This is a genomic window from Pseudomonas sp. SWI36 (assembly GCF_002948105.1).
Classification (GTDB): domain Bacteria; phylum Pseudomonadota; class Gammaproteobacteria; order Pseudomonadales; family Pseudomonadaceae; genus Aquipseudomonas; species Aquipseudomonas alloputida.
Genome location: NZ_CP026675.1, coordinates 6,054,989 through 6,074,450 on the forward strand (window position 1 = coordinate 6,054,989; position 19,462 = coordinate 6,074,450).

18 protein-coding genes are annotated in these 19,462 nt (G+C 59.9%); 10 read left to right on the forward strand and 8 right to left on the reverse strand.

Annotated elements, in window-relative coordinates; translation table 11 throughout:
• Positions 1-10: 10 nt before the first annotated feature.
• The 5 genes from C4Q27_RS28705 (at position 11) to C4Q27_RS28725 (ending at position 4,814) form a co-directional block, all read left to right on the forward strand.
• Entirely contained in the window at positions 11-496 is a 486-nt protein-coding gene (locus C4Q27_RS28705) for a flavin reductase family protein (protein ID WP_014590641.1), read from the forward strand.
• Positions 497-682: 186 nt separating this feature from the next.
• On the forward strand, positions 683-1,072 hold the full coding sequence (locus tag C4Q27_RS28710; RefSeq protein WP_003256073.1) for a carboxymuconolactone decarboxylase family protein: 390 nt from the start codon (positions 683-685) through the stop codon (positions 1,070-1,072).
• Between the two features lie 88 nt (positions 1,073-1,160).
• Entirely contained in the window at positions 1,161-1,913 is a 753-nt protein-coding gene (locus tag C4Q27_RS28715) for a GntR family transcriptional regulator (RefSeq protein ID WP_010954490.1), read from the forward strand.
• Between the two features lie 2 nt (positions 1,914-1,915).
• Positions 1,916-2,479, forward strand: coding sequence for an NUDIX hydrolase (locus C4Q27_RS28720; RefSeq protein WP_010954491.1), 564 nt, complete (start codon positions 1,916-1,918; stop codon positions 2,477-2,479).
• A 151-nt stretch (positions 2,480-2,630) separates the two neighbouring features.
• Positions 2,631-4,814, forward strand: a complete 2,184-nt coding sequence (locus C4Q27_RS28725) for an ATP-binding protein (protein WP_064493007.1) — start codon at positions 2,631-2,633, stop codon at positions 4,812-4,814.
• Between the two features lie 19 nt (positions 4,815-4,833).
• Here C4Q27_RS28725 and C4Q27_RS28730 read toward each other — a convergent pair whose 3' ends face one another.
• Positions 4,834-5,466, reverse strand: a complete 633-nt coding sequence (locus tag C4Q27_RS28730) for a LysE family translocator (RefSeq protein WP_014756268.1) — start codon at positions 5,464-5,466, stop codon at positions 4,834-4,836.
• Between the two features lie 66 nt (positions 5,467-5,532).
• Positions 5,533-6,147 carry a LysE family translocator gene (locus tag C4Q27_RS28735; protein WP_064493008.1) on the reverse strand — a complete coding sequence of 205 codons (615 nt, stop codon included), beginning with the start codon at positions 6,145-6,147 and terminating at the stop codon, positions 5,533-5,535.
• Between the two features lie 111 nt (positions 6,148-6,258).
• On the opposite strand from C4Q27_RS28735, the gene C4Q27_RS28740 reads away from it, so the two are divergent.
• Both C4Q27_RS28740 and C4Q27_RS28745 read left to right on the forward strand, forming a co-directional pair.
• Complete coding sequence (locus tag C4Q27_RS28740; RefSeq protein ID WP_003256079.1) at positions 6,259-6,711, forward strand: Lrp/AsnC family transcriptional regulator; 453 nt, start codon at positions 6,259-6,261, stop codon at positions 6,709-6,711.
• A gap of 396 nt (positions 6,712-7,107) precedes the next feature.
• Positions 7,108-8,520, forward strand: a complete 1,413-nt coding sequence (locus tag C4Q27_RS28745) for a cytosine permease (protein WP_014590635.1) — start codon at positions 7,108-7,110, stop codon at positions 8,518-8,520.
• A 150-nt stretch (positions 8,521-8,670) separates the two neighbouring features.
• On the opposite strand, the gene C4Q27_RS28750 is transcribed toward C4Q27_RS28745, so the two are convergent.
• The 4 genes from C4Q27_RS28750 to C4Q27_RS28765 form a co-directional block, all read right to left on the reverse strand.
• Positions 8,671-9,990: an OprD family porin gene (locus C4Q27_RS28750; protein ID WP_104887782.1), complete on the reverse strand. Its 1,320-nt coding sequence runs from the start codon at positions 9,988-9,990 to the stop codon at positions 8,671-8,673.
• Positions 9,991-10,093: 103 nt separating this feature from the next.
• Positions 10,094-10,822, reverse strand: a complete 729-nt coding sequence (locus tag C4Q27_RS28755) for a nitroreductase (RefSeq protein ID WP_104887783.1) — start codon at positions 10,820-10,822, stop codon at positions 10,094-10,096.
• Positions 10,823-10,850: 28 nt separating this feature from the next.
• Positions 10,851-12,203 (reverse strand): aromatic acid/H+ symport family MFS transporter, encoded by a 1,353-nt coding sequence (locus tag C4Q27_RS28760; protein ID WP_020192107.1) that lies wholly within the window; start codon positions 12,201-12,203, stop codon positions 10,851-10,853.
• 270 nt (positions 12,204-12,473) lie between these two features.
• On the reverse strand, positions 12,474-13,499 hold the full coding sequence (locus C4Q27_RS28765; RefSeq protein WP_004577492.1) for an AraC family transcriptional regulator: 1,026 nt from the start codon (positions 13,497-13,499) through the stop codon (positions 12,474-12,476).
• A 231-nt stretch (positions 13,500-13,730) separates the two neighbouring features.
• Here C4Q27_RS28765 and C4Q27_RS28770 point away from each other — a divergent pair, with 231 nt between their 5' ends.
• Positions 13,731-14,186, forward strand: coding sequence for a MaoC/PaaZ C-terminal domain-containing protein (locus C4Q27_RS28770; RefSeq protein WP_104887784.1), 456 nt, complete (start codon positions 13,731-13,733; stop codon positions 14,184-14,186).
• Between the two features lie 217 nt (positions 14,187-14,403).
• Here the strand turns inward: C4Q27_RS28770 and C4Q27_RS28775 are convergent, their stop codons facing one another.
• Positions 14,404-15,291 carry a LysR family transcriptional regulator gene (locus C4Q27_RS28775; protein WP_003256092.1) on the reverse strand — a complete coding sequence of 296 codons (888 nt, stop codon included), beginning with the start codon at positions 15,289-15,291 and terminating at the stop codon, positions 14,404-14,406.
• A gap of 112 nt (positions 15,292-15,403) precedes the next feature.
• Between C4Q27_RS28775 and C4Q27_RS28780 the strand changes: the two genes are divergently transcribed.
• Both C4Q27_RS28780 and ppnN read left to right on the forward strand, forming a co-directional pair.
• Positions 15,404-16,465: a YeiH family protein gene (locus C4Q27_RS28780; RefSeq protein WP_104887785.1), complete on the forward strand. Its 1,062-nt coding sequence runs from the start codon at positions 15,404-15,406 to the stop codon at positions 16,463-16,465.
• Positions 16,466-16,669: 204 nt separating this feature from the next.
• Positions 16,670-18,043 carry a nucleotide 5'-monophosphate nucleosidase PpnN gene (gene ppnN, locus C4Q27_RS28785; protein WP_014590577.1) on the forward strand — a complete coding sequence of 458 codons (1,374 nt, stop codon included), beginning with the start codon at positions 16,670-16,672 and terminating at the stop codon, positions 18,041-18,043.
• Between the two features lie 121 nt (positions 18,044-18,164).
• Here the strand turns inward: ppnN and C4Q27_RS28790 are convergent, their stop codons facing one another.
• Positions 18,165-19,310 carry a GGDEF domain-containing protein gene (locus tag C4Q27_RS28790; protein ID WP_104887786.1) on the reverse strand — a complete coding sequence of 382 codons (1,146 nt, stop codon included), beginning with the start codon at positions 19,308-19,310 and terminating at the stop codon, positions 18,165-18,167.
• Between the last annotated feature and the right edge of the window lie 152 nt (positions 19,311-19,462).

Sequence of the window (19,462 nt, forward strand, 5' to 3'; positions counted from 1 at the left end):
GGAACACGAGATGATCGAACCCGGCATCTACAAAGACGTGATGGGCTCCTTCCCGTCAGGCGTCACGGTAGTGACCACCCTGGACGCCGACGGCGGCATCGTCGGCATTACCGCCAGTGCGTTCAGCGCGCTGTCGATCGACCCGGCGCTGGTGCTGTTCTGCCCCAACTATGCCTCCGACACCTACCCGATCCTGCGCGACAGCAAGCAGTTCGCCATCCACCTGCTGTCCGCCGACCAGACCGCCGAAGCCTATGCCTTCGCAGGCAAGGGCAAGGACAAGGCCAAGGGCGTCGAATGGCACCTGAGCGAGCTGGGCAACCCTCTGCTGGCCAAGGCCACGGCGATCATCGAGTGCGAATTGTGGCGCGAGTACGACGGCGGTGACCACGCGATCATTGTCGGCGCGGTGAAGAACCTGGTGTTGCCTGAGCAGCCGATGACCCCGATGGTGTACCACAAGGGCAAGCTCGGCGCCCTGCCGCCGCTTGGCTGATACATCCTGAAGTCGGTGTTGGCCTCTTCGCGGGCTCGCCCGCTCCCACAGCTTGCGGAATCTGTGCGATACCTGTGGGAGCGGGCAAGCCCGCGAAGAAGCCAACACCGATGCCCCTGTTTTCAGGGGTCGCGCTAATCGTCTCACCCTCGGTTGCGGCCCCTTTTTTATGCCGGAGTACTGCACATGAGCAATGAAAAGTACGAAAAGGGCCTGAAAATCCGCACCCAGGTACTGGGCGAGGACTACGTCAACCGCTCGATCCAGAACGCAGATGAATTCACCAAACCGTTGCAGGAGCTGGTCACCGAGTATTGCTGGGGTCACGTCTGGGGCCGCGAAGGCTTGTCGCTGAAAGAGCGCAGCATGATAAACTTGGCCATGATTTCCGCGCTCAACAGGCCCCACGAGCTCAAGTTGCACATTCGCGGTGCCCTGCGCAATGGGCTGAGCCGTGAACAGATTCGCGAAATCCTGCTCCAGGTCGGCATTTATTGCGGCGTACCCGCGGCGGTGGACAGTTTCCGCCTGGCCCGTGAAGCGTTTGCCGAAGCCGATGCGGAGCCAACCCGTTAACAACGGGCTGTTCGAACCACTGCATGGAAAGCCTCGGTTCGGGGCATTCCGCAATGTTGGCGCAACAGCCTCATAAAGAGCGCACCTGATGAAACGCCAGCCACTCGACGACAGCTTCAAGGTCAACCGCAACCCCGTTACTCTGCGCGAAATCGTGCTCGACAAGCTGCGCACCGCAATCATGAACTTTCACCTGTTGCCCGGCGACCGCCTGGTCGAGCGCGACCTGTGCGACCGCCTCGGCGTCAGCCGCACTTCGGTACGTGAAGCGCTGCGTCACCTGGAGTCCGAAGGCCTGGTCGAGTTCGCCGACGCCAAAGGCCCGCGCGTGGCCATCATCACCCTGGAAGATGCACGTGACATCTATGAGCTGCGCTGTGTGCTCGAAGGCCTGATCGTGCAACTGTTCACCCTCAACGCCAAGGCCAAGGACATCCGTGCGCTGGAACGCGCGCTGGAAGTGAACCGCGAAGCACTGGAAGAAGGCGAGTTGCAACAGGTGCTGGACTCGGTACAAGGTTTCTACGATGTGCTGCTGGAAGGCTCTGGCAACCAGGTGGCGGCCCAGCAGTTGCGCCAGTTGCAAGCACGCATCAGCTACCTGCGCGCCACCTCGGTATCGCAGGAAAACCGCCGCGGCGCCAGCAACCGCGAAATGGAAAAGATCGTCGAGGCCATCAAGGGCGGCGACCCGCTGGTGGCCCACCAGGCCTCGGTCGACCACGTCCGCGCCGCAGCCAAGGTGGCCCTGGACTACCTGCGCCAGAAGCAGGATGACAACGCCAAGGTGCGCGACATTGTCGAACCCTTGGCCCTGAAGGAACCCCGCATAGGTCGCTGATCATGCCCAATGCCCCGCGCTACTGCCCGCACTGCACCAAGGAACTGGCCCGGGGCGTTCCCACAGGCGATACCCACGAACGCCTGCATTGCACCGGCTGCGGCTACATCCATTACATCAACCCCAAGATCATCGCCGGCTGCATCATCGAGCGCGATGGAAAGTACCTGCTGTGCCAGCGCGCCATCCCCCCTCGCCCCGGCACCTGGACCTTGCCTGCCGGGTTCATGGAGGCTGGCGAAACCACCGAACAGGCGGCGCTGCGCGAGGTATGGGAAGAAAGCGGCGTACGTGCGGACATCGTCTCGCCGTATTCGATCTTCAGCGTGCCAAAGATCAGCGAGGTGTACATCATCTTCCGTGCCATCGTTACCGAAGAGACCGGGCAGTACGGGCCGGAGACGCTGGCTTACAAGTTCTTCGAACCGGATGAAATCCCCTGGGATGAGATCTACTACCCGGCTATCCGGCAAATTCTCGAGCGCTACATCCTCGAGCGGCAGGCCGGGGTGTATGGCATTTACATGGGCAATGATGACACCGGCAAAGTGCACTTCATGCGCTAGCCTGTCCGGCCTCTTCGCGGGTGAATCTGCACTCCCCCGGATCGCGCAGTGGCAGAGGCTCGTGCAGTGGCACAGCCCCTCACAAAACCCTCGCCAACGGTCTATTCTCGGTGCACCCTAAGGGCCTTGAGAAAGAGGACCGGCAAAGCACATGGCTAGATGGCTAGACGGCGGCGGGCAAATGGCCGAACGCATCCGCAACCACGACTGGGCCAGCACTCCCCTGGGCCCGCTGGAACATTGGCCCGACGCCCTGAAAACCACGATGTCTCTGTGCCTGGCCTCGCGCTTTCCGCAGGCCGTGCTGTGGGGCCCGGACTTGATCACCCTGTACAACGATGCGTTCACGCCGATTCTCGGTCGCAAGCCCCTGGCCTTGGGCATCCCCTTCCGCGACGTGTGGCACGAAGCCTGGGATGAAATCAGCAGCATGGCGGACCGTGCGTTGGCCGGTGAAGCGGTGTACATCGAAGACTTCCCGCTGATGATCGACCGCAACGGAGGTTTGGAGCGGGCCTATTTCACCTTCTGCTACAGCCCGATTCGCGGCCATGATGGCGAGATTCTGGGCATGCTCGACACGGTCACCGAAACCACCGCCAGCGTGGTCACCAACCAACGCCTGAACTTTCTCGATGCCCTCGGGCGAGCCGTGACCGAGGCAACCGACCCGGACCAGATCATGGCCATCACCACCCGCATGCTGGTCGAGCACCTTGGCCTGTCCAGCTGCGCCTATGCGGTGATGGACCCCGACGAGGACGGTTTCACCATTTGCGGCGATGCGGTGACCCCCGGTTCACCACGCCTGGTGGGCCACTATCACCTGCATGACTTCGGCCGCCTGGCTGTCAGCCGCCTGCGCAGCGGCCTGGCCCTGGTGATCAATGACAACCTGCGCGAACTGGCCGCTGACGAGGCGGCGACTTTTCAGGCCATCGGCATTACGGCCACCATCTGCATGCCACTGATCAAGGGTGGCAGGCTGACCGCGCTGATGGCGATTCACGACCGCGTACCCCGGGCATGGACCGACTACGAGCAAACACTGATCAGCGAAGTGACCGAGCGATGCTGGGCACATATACAACGGGCCCAGGCCCATGCCGAAGTGCGCGAAGCGATGGCGGCCCTGGAAGCGCTCAACACCACCTTGGAACATCGCGTCGAAGAACGCACCACTCAGTTGCTGCACACCGAGGCCGTACTGCGCCAAGCCCAGAAGCTGGAAGCCATTGGCCAGCTGACCGGCGGCGTAGCCCACGACTTCAATAACCTGCTGACCATCATCCGCTCGTCGCTGCACTTCCTGCAGCGCCCCAACCTGGCCGAGGAGCGCCGCGAGCGCTACCTCAAGACCATGTCCGACACGGTCGACCGTGGTGCCAAACTGACCGGCCAGCTACTGGCCTTCGCCCGCCGCCAGGCCCTCAGCCCACAGGTGTTCGAGGCCGGGCCTCGGCTGGAGGCCATGGCCGACATGCTCGACACCGTCACTGGCGCGCGCATCCGGGTCGAGCTGCAGTTACCGCAAGCGCCCTGCCACATCCGCGCCGACCTCAGCCAGTTGGAGACCGCGGTGATCAACCTGATGCTCAATGGCCGCGATGCCATGGCAGGCGAAGGTGCCTTGCAGCTGCGCCTGCAGGCCGACCAGTGCCTGCCTGCCTTGCGCGGTCAGCCTTCGCTGCCTGGCCCGTTCGCGGCGATATCGGTGAGCGACAGCGGAGTCGGTATTGCCAGCGAGTTGCTGGAGCGCATCTTCGACCCGTTCTTCACCACCAAGGCCCCGGGTGAAGGTACCGGGCTCGGGTTGTCGCAGGTGTTCGGTTTCGCCAAGCAATCCGGGGGCGATGTACAGGTGAACAGCATCCCCGGCCAGGGCACCACCTTTACCCTGTACCTGCCGCAGGAGGACTCACCTGCGGCCTTGCCCGAAGACGCCTCGGCCGGCAGCCAGCCGCAGGTACAGGGCGAGCGGCGACGAATACTGGTGGTAGAAGACAACCCCGACCTGGGCAGCTTCACGGCTCAGTTCCTCGAGGACCACGGCTACCAAATCAGCTATGCGCGTTCGGCAGAAGAAGCGCTGGCGCAGTTGACTGGCCCGGCAGGTGATTTTGATGCGGTGTTTTCCGATGTGGTCATGCCCGGCATGGGTGGCTTGGCACTGGCCCGCGAACTTCGCCGCCAGCGCCCGCAGTTGCCGGTGATCCTTACTTCGGGCTTTAGCGATGCGATTGCCGAAGGCGGGCACCAAGGGTTCACCTTCCTGGCCAAACCCTACTCGGCAGAACAGGTGTGCCAGATGCTCGGGCAAGTACTCGGCCACTGATACTTGTCGCAATGGACGATCAACGGCGCCCTTCTGCCAGCATGCGCACCGCCAGCCCCGCCAGCACCGTTCCCATCAACCAACGCTGAACCTGTTGCCACAGTGGCCTGCCAGCCAGGAACACGGCGATGGAGCCGGCCATTATCGCAATCAGCGCGTTGAACGTAACGCTGATGGCGATCTGCGTCGAACCCAGCACCAGCGACTGCAACAGCACGCTGCCGTGGCCCGGTTCGATGAATTGCGGCATAAGCGACAGGTACATGACGGCAATCTTGGGGTTGAGCAGGCTGGTGGCAAACCCCATGGTGAATAGCCGCCGCGGGCTGTCGGCGGGCAGTTCACGGAGCTGGAACGGCGATTGGCCACCCGGCCGCAGCGCCTGCCAGGCCAGGTACAACAGGTACAGCGCGCCACCGATGCGCAGCGCGTCGTAGGCAAAGGGTACTGCCATCACCAGCGCCGTAATGCCCATTGCCGCGCAGAACATGTAGATGACGAAGCCCAGAGCCACACCGCCAAGCGAAATCAACCCGGCTTGACGGCCCTGGCAGATCGAGCGGGAAATCAGGTAGATCATGTTCGGCCCTGGGGTCAGGACCATGCCGAGGCAAATCAGGGCGAACGTGAGCAGTTGCGTGGTTTCGGGCATGGGGCACTTCCTGGTTGTGCATGAGGGTGCAGCGAGTGTATCTGAAGTCATTCTGAACCGATAAATTCAGGTCATTTGCCCGGCTATCAAGCCCAGGGCGACGGTAATCATCGCCATCCCCGACACCCGCCCGACCAGCTTTGCCGCCCCCGGCCGGGTGCTCAGCACCGCTTTGGCGCCATAGCCGACCAGCGTGTAGATCACCAGCGAACTGCACAGGTGGACCAGCCCCAGCAACAAGATCTGCAACGGTACGGGCCAGCTCGACTGCGGGTCGGTGAACTGCGGCAGCAGGGCCAGGAACAGCAGGAATACCTTGGGGTTCAGGCCGCTGACGCAAAAACCCTTCAACGCCCAGCGCGAGCCCGACTCCCCCGCGCCGCCCTGCCCGGCCGCCGGCAAGGATGGGCTGAGCAACAGGTTACCGCCCAGCCACAGCAAATAGGTGCACCCCGCCAGGGTCAGCAAGGTCAGCGCCAACGGGTGACCAGCCAGCAGGCTGCCAACCCCGGCCGCCACCACCAGCGTGGCCAGGAAATGCCCCGACAACATTCCCGCCACCGCTGGCATCACCCAGCGACCGCGCATGCCTGCAGAGATGGCATACGCCCAATCTGCACCCGGGGTAATCACGAACAGCATCGACACAGCCCAGAACGCCGTCAGCACACTGATAGCCACTTGAATCTTCCTTATCTACTGCATTGGGATGTCGAAAGATTACGGATTTCGCTCGGGGATATTCTTTCGTATATTTCCCCTTGGCATTCATGAATTGGAAGATTCTTCCCAATGGATAGAACTGATCGAAAGATCCTTGCCGAGCTGCAAAAAGACGGGCGCCTGTCGGTAACCGAGCTGGCCGACCGTGTGGGGCTCAGCCTGTCACCCTGTCATCGGCGCTTAAAGGCACTGGAAGAGTCCGGAGCCATTCTGGGCTATCACGCACGGCTGGCACCGAGCGCCCTTGGGCTGAACTTTGCCGCGCTGGTATTCGTGACGCTACGCGAGGTAACCCGCCAGCCGGTGGCGGACTTTGAAACGGCACTGGCGCAGATCCCGCAGATTGTCGAAGCGCAGCGGCTGTTCGGCGACCCGGATTACCTGCTGCATGTGGTAGCCAAGGACCTGCCGGCGTTTCAGAAGCTGTATGACGAGCACCTGACCAGTATTCCCAATGTGAAACGCTTGAGCTCGACCTTGGTGATGAAGGAAGTGATTCAGGATCGGTTGCTACCCATGTAGCTGTTTCCTCTTGTGCCGGCCCCCTCGCGGGTAAACCCGCTCCTGCAAAGGTGACGTAGCCCGTTGTAGGAGCGGGTTTACCCGCGAAGAGGCCGGCCCAGGCAACCTTTCATCTGCCCTGAAAACGCGCACATCGCACCAACCCAGCCCACCGTGATCCGCTTGCCACCCCCGCCGTCCCTCTACCCCAAGGCCTTCAGCCAGCTGGCACTCTCCTTGCTACCGTCACCCGCTTAAGCTTTTGTCAGCCTTAGTTTTTTTAACGCTTATGGGCACATATTTACTAATTTCTCGTTATCCCCGCGCCCCTCATCATCGCTCCAACAAGAACGCGTCGCCCACCGCCGGCACGCCCCCGGGCAGTTCCCAATGCCCTACCTTGCCTTGGAGTCAGTCATGACCAGTGCAGCCAATTCGGCACCCCTGATAGAAAAACACACGATCGGCTACGTGCCCCCGCAAGACCGCCATGGAAAGGTAAGGGATCTGTTCACACTCTGGTTCGGCGGCAACATCGCGCCGTTGCCCATCGTCACCGGCGCGCTGGGTGTGCAACTGTTCCACCTGAACCTGGTATGGGGCATCGTCGCCATCCTTGTCGGCCACCTGGTCGGCGGGGTGCTGATGGCCCTGCACTCGGCCCAGGGCCCGCAAATGGGCATTCCGCAGATGATCCAGAGCCGCGCCCAGTTCGGCACCCTCGGTGCGCTGTTGGTGGTGGTGATCGCCGGTGTCATGTACATCGGCTTCTTCGCATCCAACATCGTCCTTGCCGGCAAGTCACTGCATGGCGTGGTGGACGCCGTTCCGGTACCGGTGGGCATCGTCATCGGGGCGCTGGGTTCAGGCATCATCGGCATTATCGGCTACCGCTTCATCCACGTGCTCAATCGCATTGGCACCTGGGTACTGGGTATCGGTATCGTGGTCGGCTTCGGCTACATCTTCACCCATGTACAAAGCGACGATTTCCTCACCCGTGGCAGCTTCAACCTGGCCGGCTGGCTGGCCACCGTGTCGCTGGCGGCGTTGTGGCAAATCGCCTTTGCGCCCTATGTGTCGGACTACTCGCGCTACCTGCCGGCAGATGTCAAAGTCAGCTCGACCTTCTGGACCACTTACCTGGGTTCGGCCCTGGGCTCAAGCCTGTCGTTCATCTTCGGCGCCGTGGCCGTGCTGGCGATCCCAGCCGGCATGGACACCATGGACGCGGTCAAGCTGGCCACCGGTACGCTCGGCCCGATCATGCTGGTGCTGTTCCTGCTCAGCGTGATCAGCCATAACGCTCTCAACCTGTATGGCGCGGTGCTGTCGATCATCACCCTGGTGCAAACGTTCGCCTACCGCTGGATCCCCACCGCCAAAAGCCGGGCAGTGCTGTCGCTGATCGTGCTGTCGGCCTGCTGCGTGGTAGCGGTGTTCGCTTCGGCAGACTTCATCGGCCACTTCGTTGACATGGTGCTGGTACTGCTGGTGGTGCTGGTGCCGTGGACGGCGATCAACCTGATCGACTTCTACGCCATTCACAAAGGTGACTACGACATCCAGTCGATCTTCCAGGTCGATGGTGGGATCTATGGGCGCTACAACCCGCAGGCACTGATCGCCTACGCTGTGGGTATCGTGGTGCAGATACCGTTCATGAACACCCCGCTGTACGTCGGGCCGATTTCCGAGCACATCAACGGGGCTGACCTGTCGTGGCTGGTAGGGTTGGCGATCACCTCGCCGCTGTACTGGTGGCTGGCGAGCCGAGACAGTGCCTACCGTCGTCGGCAGACCAGCGCCAAACTGGCAGCAGTGGCTTAATCGGTACTGGCCTTTCGTAGCAAAAGATGAAACGGCTGGGTGCAGGCGTCCGAACGCCTGGTGCAATTCAGGCGGAAAACAGCGAACCCTTCGATTGGGAATAAATGGCGAAAAATGGGCCGGCTTCAGAAGGCCGGCCCGTTTCGCTATTTAGAAGTTGAAGGTGTAGCGCATGATCAGGCGATTTTCATTAGCGCTGTCAGCGTAGGTCGAGCGGTTCGTGGAGTTACGCCACTGGAACGAAACACCCTTCGCCGGACCACTCTGAATAACATAAGAGATATCAGTGACCCGCTCCCATTCTTTGCCATCCTCCCCGTTGAGGCGGAGTGAAGCAGCTTGGCGGCTGGTCAGCAGATCAGGATTGACATCATCACCTTTCATGTACCGAGTGGTGAACAGCAAGCCCGGTACACCCAACGCGGCGAAATCAAAGTCGTACCTTGCGAACCACACTCGCTCCTCAGGGGCAGTGAATGTACTGACCAGCGATTCGCCGAACAGATAGGTATCCGTGCCGTTCACGAACGCAAACGAGGTGTCGCCCCAGGCCTTCTGGTAACCGCCACCGATGGTGTGTCCCTTGATGCTGTAGGCGAAGTAGCTACTCAGCGTTCTGTTGTCCACCTCACCCAGTTTTTTGGAGCCCGTCTCGCTGGCATCGAACACGCGAACATCCGCGATCACATTGCCTTCCCACAGCGGCTTGATGACTTTAATGCCGGCGAAGTAGGATTTATAGAGATCTTCAAGTTCGGCGGCGTGCAAACTGAAGGTCATGTCCTTCGCAGGCTTGAAGTCAAATGCCAGGTAGTTGTAGTGGTCCGCCTCAACCGGGGCATAGCCAGTGGCTGTGAGTGATTCGAAATCGGTGGAATTACGCTGCTTCACTGCGTTGACTCTTGTAGCCGTTACCGTCAATTTATCGATATCGTTGACGGTCAGCGAACCACCGCGAAAGACCTGAGGCAGCAAGCGGCTGTTATTACTCCAGAGTAGAGGCATCAGAGGGTTTACCCCCCCTATCCTCAACTCCGTCTTACCCATCCTCGCTTTGGCGGTGGCCACGAACTTACCGTATTCATCCTCAACCTGCCTGTCGGAATCGTAGGCCAGCAGCCCTGATCCCGTTCTGTCCGGGCTGGAATCAAGCTTCACCCCCAGCAAGCCCATCGCATCAATACCGAAGCCCACTGGCCCTTCTGTAAAACCGGATTGCAGGTTCAAGATAAAACCTTGCGCCCACTCATCGCGCTTGGACTGAGTGGCGCCATCATTGCGAAAATCCCGATTATAGTAAAAGTTCCGGAGCTCAAGGCTGCCTTTGAAGTCTTCCACGAACGCGGCAGAAGCATAAGGCGCGACTAGCAGTGTTGCTGAACAAGCCAACGTTTTTTTAAAAGCAATAGACATCACAGGCACCTTGTTCTTGTTGTGTGCTTGAGCATGGTCCGCCGCTAAGCGCCCCATGCAATGCCAGTTCTACAAATGGGTTAAGGCCCGCTTTAGCGGAATGATCGAAACAGTATCACCCTGCCCGACGCCAAACTTGGACAGGGCGCACGCCAGTTATTTATTCTGAGTGAAAGGTAGTGAATGCACGCACGGGCTCACGGCCAGTAACCAACGTGTTCTCAATGCTGCCATCATCGGCATAACCCAAGCTCATCCCACAGACGAGCATTTGGCTCTTCGGTATTTCCAGCATTTCAGTGATGATGCTGTGATATTTAAGGAATGCTGCCTGTGGGCAGGTGTGCAAGCCTCTTCCCCGTGCGGCAATCATGAGGCTTTGCAGGAACATGCCATAGTCCAGCAGGCTCCCTTCCTGAAGCACGCGGTCAATCGTGAAGAACAGGCCTACAGGCGCCCCGAAGAAGCGATAATTCCGGCCGTGTTGCTCGTGCATCCTTTGTTTATCGCTTCGACTGATGCCCAACAAGCTATAGAGCCCCCACCCTACCTCCCTGCGCCGCTCGATGTAGGGAGACGTCCACTCCCTGGGGTAATACGCGTAGGGATCAGAAAAGCGTTGGTCATCAGCCGGATGGTCATCAACCTCAGCAAGTGCTGCGGACAACCGTGCCTTCATATCACCGGTAACAACATGCACATTCCAGGGCTGCAGGTTGACGCCTGTTGCGCTAAAGCGAGCAACGTTCAGCATCGCTTCGATTTCCTCTAGCGGAACTGGGGTTGGGAGGAACGACCTGATGCTCCGACGTGAGACAATTGCCCAGTCGATCAAACGGGTTGCTTCGTCCGAACCTACCGGTGATTCGCGCAAGCGATCAATAAGCATACTTGGCACCTGTCTCTCAGAATTACGGTCAGGTCAACTCGTGGGCAACCGTGGCCTTCTTCCTCACTACAGCCGAGTCCGAGCGAGATTGGTTGATCATGGTCACTGCAACAGCCCCTACCAGGCCGGCGAGCGCGATTGCCATGAAGTTCTGCTCCAGCGGCAACGCCATCGACACCAAGGCACCAATCAAAACAGGTGCGACAATCGCCCCGACGCGACCAACCCCCGATGCAAAACCGACGCCAGTCGAGCGGATGGTGGAGGGATAGAAATCGCCGGCGTATGCATAGGCCAGAAGCTGGGTGCCAAGGGTCGAGGCCCCCACGATGAACACGACGACAAAGAGCAGTTCGGTGGAGCGGGTATATCCCAGCAACGTGAGTGCGACCGCGCCCACTACATAGAACACCACCAAGACGTGCTTGATGCTGAATTTGTCGCTAAGCCATCCACCCAGAATTGCACCGAAGATCGAACCGAGGTTGAACACGATGACGAAATTCAGGGCTGAACCGAGGCTGAAACCCGCCATGGCCATCAACTTGGTGAGCCACGAATTGAGCGCATACACCATGAACAGCCCGGTCATGAATGCCATCCAGATCATGACCGTGCTGTATCCACGGCCTTCCAGGAAAAGGCTTCGTACCGGCTTGTCTTGAGCAGAGATTATCTGCGGATTGCCAACGAACTGCGTGTCATCCTTGATCACAAGGTCGGGACGAAGGCGACGCGCGATGACTTTCAACTCGTCTTGTCGCCCCTGCTTCAACATAAAGCCAATAGAGTCGGGCATTGTCTTGAGAATGAAAGGAATCAATACCACTGGCAGGACTGCCACGTAAAACACGTATTGCCAACCGTAGCTTTCGATCAGTTGTTTACCCGTCAGCGCTACCAGAATTCCGCCCACCGAATAGCCTGCGAAAACGATGGTCACCAGCCGGGTGCGAACTTTCAAGGGCGAGAACTCACCCATCTGCGCCGTACAGATGGGCAACACACCGCCGATTCCCAAGCCGGCGATAAAGCGCATGATACTGAAGGTCAGCGGGCTGTCAGTGAACCCTGCCGCAGCGGTGAAAACGCTGAACAGCGCGACACACATCGCGATCATTTTCGGCCGGCCAATTCGATCTGCCAATGTGCCTAAAAAAATGGCGCCCAGCATTGTCCCGAACAATGCTGAGCCAGCCATTACCCCGGCGCTGGTTGCGTCAATTTGCATATCGGCCATGATGGCTGGCAGGGCAGCCCCCACCACTGCCAAGTCGTAACCATCAATAATCAGAATCAACACGCACCAGAATAGAATAAGTCCATGAAAGCGGTTGAATTTCGACTCTTCGGTCAACGTGTACATATTCAAAGAACTCATACCGTGTCTCCTTCAATCTTATTGTTGTGTTTTTGAAGTCCACATACGTATAGCGATCTGGCACAACTCGACCACACGCACAGGTACGCATGGTTCCGCGTGTGAGTCGGGAGAGTTGAGAGGCACCAGCTAGACGGCGCCCGAGAAAAATCGTAGGCCTTATGGCAAGCGCCAACCATGCCCAATGGCATCATTCTGCTTGACCGGAACGGGCAGTTTTGGAAAACCAGATGGCTTCAATCAGCGGGTGATCAGCCCAAGCGCAGAGGACTAGTCCCCTCGAGGGCTACGCAACGAGCGTCGGTAAGCACCAGGGGTGATACCCGTCCATTTTTTGAATGCCCTGTGGAACGCACTGGTCTCAATGAAGCCAACCTCTGACGCAACGCCATCCACCGTCATACCTGCCCGGCAGAGCAGACTGATGGAAATATCCCGCCTTAGATTATCTTTGAGCCGTTGGTAGGTGAAACCCTCAGCGTAGAGCCTTCGCTGTAGGGTGGAACTGGACATGCTCAAGTCGCGTGCGAGTTCATCGAGTTCAGGCCATGTGTGTGGAGAGAGCAGTTTTAGTCGCCGCCGGATCGTAATGCTCGTGCTGTCGTCGTTACGGTATTTCACAAGGAAGTTACTTGGCGTTCCCTTCAAAAACAAAGGCAGTGTGCTGAGCGTTTGGCAAACCTTGTACTCCAGAACATTCTTCTCGAAAACAGCGGAGGTTCTCTCGGCCCGCCACTCGATTTCCTCACAAAAACGCATTCGATAGTCGCTGTCGTCCTCTGGCTGAGGAGGACGCATCGATAACTTCAAAACAGGGATGCGCCTGTCGCACAGCCAACAAAGCAGACCGTGCACGAGGACCAGCCAGGCACCATAACAAAACGCCCTTCGCGACTCACCATGATCATGGATGACAATTGCAGCATACTCTCCATCGCACTCCACCGACCCATAGATGTCATCAAGGGCAGTCCTGAGAAACGCCAGAATCCGCTTGAGCGCCTGTCCAATGGTGTCGCAGCCGAGGGCCAACTGCGCCATCAGCTTGAAGCTACCTCTGCGAAGAGGGTGACTGTCTGCCGCAAAAAACTCATCGTCGAGCAAATCCGCTAACGCAATCCACAATCTGGAGAACGTACCAGCAGGTACCCTGGCATAGCGCTGGTCCAGCAGGCGTGGATCAATATGCGCGTGGCTGAGCACAGTAGCAACATCCAGGCCACGCAGTTCTGCTCCTTGAAGTGCGTCCCGCACGAGGCTGATCGACGTAGTGCCTTTGTGGGCAGAAAACTCCATCTGGGGCTCCGTTGCTAACTCGATACCAAAGGCTGCCTTGCAAAGCAGACACACCCGTAGAAGATCTACCGTACCAATATCACTGTGCCAGGTGTCAACGCCCCTTGTTTTTTATTGCAACACGTTTTGGATTACCGCCCAGAGAGGTCACAACACCTGAGGTAAGCGGGCATTGCTTCATTCTCGCCCCTGCATACAGGATAGTCACCCCACCTGTTTAAGGCCCTTTCCATGAGTGCCAGCGAGATGTTCTGGGAGCAGTTTTCTGTCGGCCAGGCGTGGACGCACCATCGAGATGAAGCGTTGGCGCAAGACGAAATCATCGCCTTCGCAAAGCAATACGATCCGCTATACATGCACACTGATCCTGTTCAGGCGCTTTCCAGCCCCCTGGGCGTACATTGTGCAAGCGGCGTGCATACCTTCGCACTGGCTCAGCGAATGCTGTGTGATGCGCTGTTTTCGGTGACGCATGTCGTGGCCGGGCACCGCATTGAAAACTTCATCATGCATCGACCTGTGAAGCCGAGAGATAGGCTCAGCCTGGCGGCAAAGGTGATGAATGTCTCACAGCACGCTCGTCGAGACGATTGCGGCTGGGTCACGCTCGCGATTGCTGTGCAGGTAGCCGGCACCGGTTCGGTGTTGACTTACGACCTGACCGTGCTAATCGCACGAGCAAAATGACCCCGACGCCGATCCATTTGGCCAATCCTCATTGCTCAGAAGCCCCCAAACATCTCTCTCAAGTACCGCCGTCAGAGGGTCGCAATTGCGCGAAGCGGCTGAGCAAGCGCAGCGCGCAGGCTTTCAAATTTTGGCGGGCAGTCCAGGTACAGCACAGTCTTCAACATCTGTGCTGTAACCTGTGGGACCGGGCACGCCCGCGAAGAGGCCAGCACAGTCAACCCACCTCTTGCATGGCAACACACAATTCAAGAAACCGCGAGGCAGCCCGCGAAGGCGTAGCCCCATGCGGCAACAGAATGGAAAAACGCCGCACCAGCGCCTGCGGCGCAACCTGCAGCCGGTGCAGCGCCCCATCTTCATGACGAATGGACATCGCCGACACAAAGCCAACCCCCATCCCGGCCCGGACCGCCTCTTTTACCCCTTCAACGCCAGCGATCTCCAGCGCCACTCGCATTGCCACGCCATCACGGGCAAACGCCCGCTCGACGATCTGCCGCACACCCGAGCCGCTTTCACGCAGTACCAAGGGGTAGGTGCCGAGCGCCGCCAGTGTCTGCTGGTCACTGCTTGCCAGGGGATGCCCACGGGGCACAATCGCCACGATCTCGTCCTCGCGCCACGGCGTCACTTGCGTACCCAACGGCAACTCCTGCCCGGGCGGCCCCTCGATCAGGGCAATATCAACACTGTCCAGGGCGGCGACGATCTCCGCCGTGTTGCCATGCGAGGTGCTGACCAGCACATCCGGATGACGCCCGTGAAAATCGGCGATCAGGTAAGGCAGCAGGTAACTGGCGGGCGTGGTACTGGCGCCGATACGCAAGGTGCCGCGCTCCAGCCCGCGCATGGCCTCGCGCAATGCTTGCGCCTGTCGGAAGGTTTCGCGCAGGCGCTCGGCATGCGCCAGCAACTGCTCACCGGCCGCTGTCAGCCGCACGCCGCGGCCGGCACGTTGGTAAAGGGGTTCGCCAAACGCCTCCTGCAAGAGCTTGAGCTGGCCGGACACCGCCGGCTGCGACAGGTGCAGGGCTTGAGCGGCATGGCTGATGTTGCCGTGTTCGGCAACCGTGGCGAATGTTATCAGCTGTTCTGGGGTCATTTTTGAAAATTATCAGATTTTCGGATATTTGCCATCCTAAATTACGATTTTTTATAAGCTTATAACCAGATTAACGTAGGCCTTGTCGAAACACCTTTTCCGGAGGACTCACATGGCCACGGTTCCGTCCAACCCTGCCTTTGCCCCTACCCTCTCCACCCGAGGGCGGCTCAATGGCATTCTTTTCGTCGCGCTGTTCGCGGTCGCAGTCACTCAACTGGCGGCCCTGCCCGCTATCGCCAACCTGGGCATCAGCCCGCTGATCGTGGGTATCGTCGCAGGTGCCTTGTATGGCAACGCGCTGCGTGACGGCGTACCGGCAAGCTGGGCAGCAGGCATCAATTTTTCCGCTCGCGGCCTGTTACGCATTGCTGTGGCATTTTTTGGCCTGCGGGTAAGCCTGCAGGAAATTGCCGAAGTCGGCTGGTCGGGGCTGGTCGTGTCGGTGCTGGTAGTCACCAGTACCCTGCTGATCGGCCTGTGGTGTGGCATGAAAGTGTTCAAGCTCGACCGCGATACCGCCTTGCTGACCGCCGCCGGCAGCGCCATCTGCGGCGCCGCCGCCGTGCTGGCATTCGAATCGGCGCTGCGCAGCGCTCCCCATAAAAGCGCCATGGCAGTCGGAAGCGTAGTGCTGTTCGGTACCTTGTCGATGTTCCTTTACCCACTGGCGATCAATGCCGGCTGGCTGCATCTGGATACCATGGGCGCCGGGCTGCTGCTGGGCGGCACTGTCCACGAAGTGGCGCAGGTGGTAGGCGCGGCCAGCAATGTCTGCCCCGAAGCCACGCATGTCGCCACCATCGTCAAGATGACCCGGGTCATGCTGCTGGTGCCGGTACTGCTGGTGGTGGGCCTGTGGATCAGCCGTTCGCGCAAGGCCGGCCAGGCGCAGGGCAACGGGCGCATTGCCATGCCCTGGTTCGCTTTCGGCTTCCTGGCCCTGGTCCTGGTTAATTCGCTGCAAATGCTGCCTGGCAGCGTGACCCAGGCAGTGAACAGCCTGGACACCTTTGCCTTGACCATGGCCATGACGGCGTTGGGCATGGAGACCCGCTTCAGCCAGATTCGCCAGGCCGGGCCACGGGCGCTGGCCACCGGGGCGATCCTCAACCTGTGGCTGGTTGGCGGGGGGCTGGCGATTACCCTGGGGGTGCAGAAGCTGTTGGGCTGACTGGAGACCGAGTCGGCTGCTTCGCGGGTAAACCCGCTCCTACAGGTGCTGCCCTGAAGATGGCAAGGCCCCAGTAGGAGCGGGTTCACCCGCGAAGCAGGCAGCTCGGTCTCAAGGTTTTTCACAGCCCCCCTCGTTGCCGTCCACATTTCTCGGTATGGTGGTGTCAAAGAAGGATGTTTTACCCGCACAGGAAAGACTTAGATGCCTCAACGCCATGTCATCAATGCATCCGTCAGCCCCAAAGGCAGCCTGGAGACGCTGTCACAACGTGAAGTGCAGCAACTGAGTGAAGTCGGTACCGGTAGCCTCTACACACTGTTCCGCCAGTGCGCCCTGGCAATCCTCAACACTGGCGCCCATGTCGACAATGCCAAGACTATCCTTGAGGCCTACAAAGACTTCGAGGTGCGTATCCACCAACAGGACCGCGGCGTGCGCCTGGAGCTGCTGAACGCCCCGGCCGACGCCTTCGTCGATGGCGAAATGATCGCCAGCACCCGTGAAATGCTGTTCAGCGCCTTGCGCGACATCGTCTACACCGAAAGCGAGCTGGCCAGCCAGCGCATCGACCTGGAAAGCTCCCAGGGCATCACCGACTACGTTTTCCACCTGCTGCGCAACGCGCGCACCCTGCGCCCAGGCGTGGAGCCGAAGATGGTGGTGTGTTGGGGCGGCCACTCGATCAGCACCGAGGAATACCAGTACACCAAGAAGGTCGGCCATGAACTGGGCCTGCGCAAGCTGGATGTCTGCACCGGCTGCGGCCCGGGCGTGATGAAAGGTCCGATGAAGGGCGCCACCATCGCCCACGCCAAGCAACGCATGCATGGCAGCCGCTACCTGGGCCTGACCGAGCCCGGCATCATCGCCGCCGAGGCGCCCAACCCGATCGTCAACGAACTGGTGATCCTGCCAGACATCGAGAAGCGCCTGGAGGCCTTCGTGCGTGTCGGCCACGGCATCATCATCTTCCCGGGCGGAGCCGGCACGGCGGAGGAGTTCCTGTACCTGCTGGGCATCCTCATGCACCCGGACAACCACGACCTGCCGTTCCCGGTGGTGCTCACCGGCCCGCGCAGCGCCGAGCCTTATCTGCAACAGTTGCACGCTTTCGTCGGCGCCACGCTGGGTGAAGCGGCCCATCGCCTGTACGAAATCATCATTGATGACCCGGCGGAAGTCGCCCGGCACATGGTCGAAGGCCTCAAGGCGGTCAAGCAGTTCCGCCGCGAGCGCAACGATGCCTTCCACTTCAACTGGCTGCTGAAGATCGAGGAGAGCTTCCAGCGACCGTTCGACCCGACCCACCAGGCCATGGCCGACCTGGACTTGCGCCGCGAGCTGCCCCCCCATGAACTGGCGGCCAACCTGCGCCGGGCGTTTTCCGGGATTGTCGCAGGCAACGTCAAGGACAAAGGCATCCGCCTGATCGAGGAACACGGGCCGTATCAGATCCACGGTGACAGCGCCGTACTGGACCCGCTTGGCCGGCTGTTGCAGGCATTCGTCGACCAGCACCGGATGAAGCTGCCCGGCGGCGCGGAGTATGTACCGTGCTATCAGGTAGCGACCTGACCACGCTGTTTTGCTGATGACGGGCATGGATGCCCGTCAAACGCGGGGGCCGGGTGTCGGGAGCGCCTGTTCGGATCCCCAACATGGGTTACATGAAAGCTCACCCACCTAGGTGATTCGCTCATTGCCGGAGTTCAACCACCGCCCGCTCGAAAAACCGAATGCTGTCGCGCCCCCCACGTTTGGACTGGTACAACGCCACATCCCCCTGCTCGATCAACGCCGCCAGGCTCGCCGGCGGCTGATCGAACACGTTGGCACCAATGCTCAAGGTAACCGCCTGGGTCGTAGGCACGGTCTTGTCGGCGTACTGCTGGAACTGCTCACGCAGCCCACTCCCCAGTTCCATGACCCGTTCACTGCTCGCGCCACTGAGCAAGATGACGAACTCATCCCCGCCCAACCGCGCCGCCAGCGAGCGCTCGGGCAGCGCCGTACGAATCATCTCGCTCAAGGCAATCAGCAAACGGTCGCCGGCGATATGCCCGTGCAGGTCGTTGACCAGTTTGAAGTTGTCGATGTCGATCAACAGCAATGCCCCGGGTTGCGCCGGGCTCACGTCCTTGAAGAAATGCCCCGCCCGCACCTCCAGTGCACGCCGGTTGTACAGCGCAGTCAGCGGGTCACGGGCTGCCAGCCGGGCAATCCGCTCTTCACGCCGGTAACGTACAGTGCCGGTCATCGACAAGGCAATCAGCATGATCGCCATCGCGCCTTCCACCAGCGAAACCTGAATGATCAGCCCGCCAAAGGTCGCCAGGTCAATCAGCGTGCCTGGCGTGATCGCGATGGCCGCCTTGGCCACATAGAACAGCCCATGGATCAGCAACACATAGCGCAGTTGCACGGCCCCGACACTCAGCGATTTGCCATGTGGCCGCAGCAGGAAACTGGCCTTGAGCGTCAGCGAGGCCACCAACAACGAGTTGACCATCAGCATCACCTTCGACCACTGCGGGCCCACGGGCAGCAGCAGCAAGGCAAACCAGACCACCACAACCATCATCCAGGCGCGTGACAAGCGCTCCTGGGTGAAGCGCAGCACGCCGATCAGGAAAAAAACGTGGGCCACCACCAGCAAGCCATTGGCGAACCAGATGCCGATGAACAGAAAGCCGACCCCGCGCAACAATGCCAGGGTGCTACCAACCGTAATCGTGGCGAAACCCGCACTCCAGTACAGCAACGAGGTTTCGCGCACACTGCGCCATTCAATCGCCAGGTACAAGGCGGCCGCAGCGGCCAAAGCGACTGAAATAGTCAGCATCGTGGGTGGGTCTAACGCCATATACGCATTGGCCTGTCTGGTTAACGGGAAAAGGCCCGACTGTATGCGATCGTGATCACGTTCAGAGGGGCCTTGCAAGGTTGCCTGCACATTGTAAACCAGCCCCTGACAAAGGGCCGTGGGCAGCAATA